Raw genomic sequence first — 2,595 nt, 5'->3', positions numbered from 1 at the left:
GCCCCCGCACCAGCCAACGCGGTCGTGCGGGGGCAAACAGCTCTTACGCCCTGTCCGCTTCCAGTTGCCCGACCTTGCCGCCGAGCACTGCATCCATTTTCTTCTCGTCCAGCTGCTTGCAGTATTTGGCGACCACCACGGTGGCAACCCCGTTACCGATCAGGTTGGTCAACGCCCGCGCTTCGGACATAAAACGGTCGATCCCCAGGATCAGCGCCAAACCAGCCAGTGGCAGATGGCCCACCGCCGAAATAGTCGCCGCCAGCACGATAAAGCCACTACCGGTCACCCCTGCCGCCCCTTTCGAGGAGATCAGCAGTACCACCAGCAGGGTGATCTGTTGGAACAGATCGAGCGGCGTATTGGTAGCTTGGGCGATAAAAATCGCCGCCATAGTCAGATAGATGGAGGTGCCATCCAGGTTAAAGGAGTACCCGGTCGGAATGACCAGCCCCACCACCGATTTCTGGCAACCCAGCTTCTCCATCTTGTCCAGCATCCGCGGCAATACCGACTCGGAAGAGGAGGTCCCCAGCACGATCAGCAACTCCTCACGAATGTAGGAGATGAAACGCAGGATGCTGAAGCCTGAGGCTTTGGCGATGCTGCCCAGCACAATGAAGATAAAGAAGAGGCAGGTGAGATAGAAGCAGGCAATAAGCTGGCCCAGCTGTACCAGTGAACCTACTCCATATTTGCCGATGGTAAATGCCATTGCCCCGAATGCACCGACCGGCGCCAGTCTCATTATCATATTGATAATGCCAAATATGACTTTGGAGAAACTGTCTATGACGCCAAAAATAACCTGTCCCTTTTCACCGATATGATGCAGGGAGAAGCCGAACAGCACCGCAAACAGTAACACCTGCAAGATATTACCGCTGGCAAAGGCACCGATCACACTGCCCGGAATAATATCCAGCAAAAAGGCGATAATGCCTTGGGACTTGGCCTGCTCCGCATAGGCGGAGATGGCGCTGGCATCCAGCGCAGCCGGATCGACGTTCATGCCGGCACCCGGTTGTAACAGGTTGACCACGCACAGCCCGATGATCAAGGCGATGGTGCTGACCACCTCGAAGTAGAGCAGAGCAATGGCGCCGGTCTTGCCGACTGCCTTCATACTCTCCATCCCGGCAATGCCGGTAACCACGGTACAGAAAATAACGGGGGCGATGATCATCTTGATCAATTTGACGAAGCCATCACCGAGGGGCTTCATATCGGCGCCCAGTTCCGGATATACATGCCCCAGAAATACCCCGAGGGTAATCGCGAGCAATACCTGAAAATAGAGGCTGCTAAATAGTTTCTTTCGCATTATTAACGTCCTGTTAATTTAATTGCACATTGTTATGGCAGCAATAAACATGCAGATAGCCGGACGAGATATCTGCGTACCTCACCCGATCCATGCTGTTTCTGCATTACTACGGTGACCACTTTACATGTAATAAAAAACAATTAAGAGACGTCAATCACACAACAAAATTAACACCATTAACACCACGGCAACCAATAATTGTTTGCTCACAGATTAATTTGAGTCTTCAACTAAATATGGCAGATATAAAAATACCCCGCATTGCGGGGCATTTTTATCAGGCATGACAGCGTCGGGATCAGGCCGAAGTATCGAGGGGTTCGAAGCCCTTGATCAGGTCATCGATGGCCTTCATCTGTTTGAGGAAGCCTTCCAGCTTCTCCAGCGGTAGGGCGCTCGGGCCATCACAACGGGCAATCTTCGGATCCGGGTGGGATTCGATAAAGAGACCGGCCAGACCGACCGCCATGCCGGCGCGCGCCAGCTCGGTCACCTGCTCGCGACGGCCACCGGAGGCGGCACCCAGCGGATCACGGCACTGCAGGGAGTGGGTCACGTCAAAGATCACCGGATAGCCACCGGTGCTCTTCTTCATCACGCCCAGACCCAGCATGTCCACCACCAGGTTGTCGTAGCCGAAGTTGGCACCGCGCTCGCACAGGATCAGCTGGTCGTTGCCGCACTCCTCGAACTTGTCGGTGATGTTCTTCATCTGGCTTGGGCTCAGGAACTGCGGCTTCTTAATGTTGATAACATTGCCGGTGCGGGCCATGGCTTCCACCAGATCGGTCTGGCGTGCCAGGAAAGCGGGCAGCTGGATAACGTCAACCACCTCGGCGACCGGCTTGGCCTGATGGGGTTCGTGCAGATCGGAGATGACCGGCATGCCGAAAGTCGCTTTCAGCTCCTGGAAAATCTTCATCCCCTCTTCCAGACCCGGACCGCGGTAAGAGTGGATGGAGGAGCGATTGGCCTTGTCCCAGCTCGCCTTGAAGACAAACGGGATGCCCAGCTTGCTGGTCACTTCCACGTACTTCTCGCATACCGCCATCGCCATGTCGCGGGATTCCAGCACGTTCATGCCGCCAAATAGCACGAACGGTTTGTCGTTGGCAACGTCGATCTGGTTGATCTTGATATTCTTCTGTTCCATCTAAGACTTCCTTAATGAAGGGGCCTGAAGCCAAGTTACTCCGTTGCAGCCGAGCGCTGCGGCCTTGATATTCTTCTGTTTCAACTCCAAGACATCCTTAATAAAAGGGCCTGAA

General features: G+C 54.4%; 2 protein-coding genes. Both read right to left on the bottom strand.

What is annotated here, in order from left to right:
• Positions 1-43 precede the first annotated feature (43 nt).
• Positions 44-1,324, bottom strand: a complete 1,281-nt coding sequence (locus AB5Y92_RS05390; protein ID WP_005353887.1) for a dicarboxylate/amino acid:cation symporter — start codon at positions 1,322-1,324, stop codon at positions 44-46.
• Between the two features lie 301 nt (positions 1,325-1,625).
• Positions 1,626-2,480, bottom strand: a complete 855-nt coding sequence (gene kdsA / locus AB5Y92_RS05385) for a 3-deoxy-8-phosphooctulonate synthase (protein ID WP_005334937.1) — start codon at positions 2,478-2,480, stop codon at positions 1,626-1,628.
• Between the last annotated feature and the right edge of the window lie 115 nt (positions 2,481-2,595).

This window comes from Aeromonas sp. R1-1, from assembly GCF_040908495.1.
In the GTDB taxonomy this organism is placed as follows: Bacteria; Pseudomonadota; Gammaproteobacteria; order Enterobacterales; family Aeromonadaceae; genus Aeromonas; species Aeromonas veronii.
This window is presented reverse-complemented; position numbering and strand designations above follow the sequence as displayed.

Coding starts and splice junctions, on each gene's coding strand:
- kdsA (WP_005334937.1), bottom strand. CDS start 2,480: ATGGAACAGAAGAATATCAAGATCAACCAGATCGACGTTGCCAACGAC.
- AB5Y92_RS05390 (WP_005353887.1), bottom strand. CDS start 1,324: ATGCGAAAGAAACTATTTAGCAGCCTCTATTTTCAGGTATTGCTCGCG.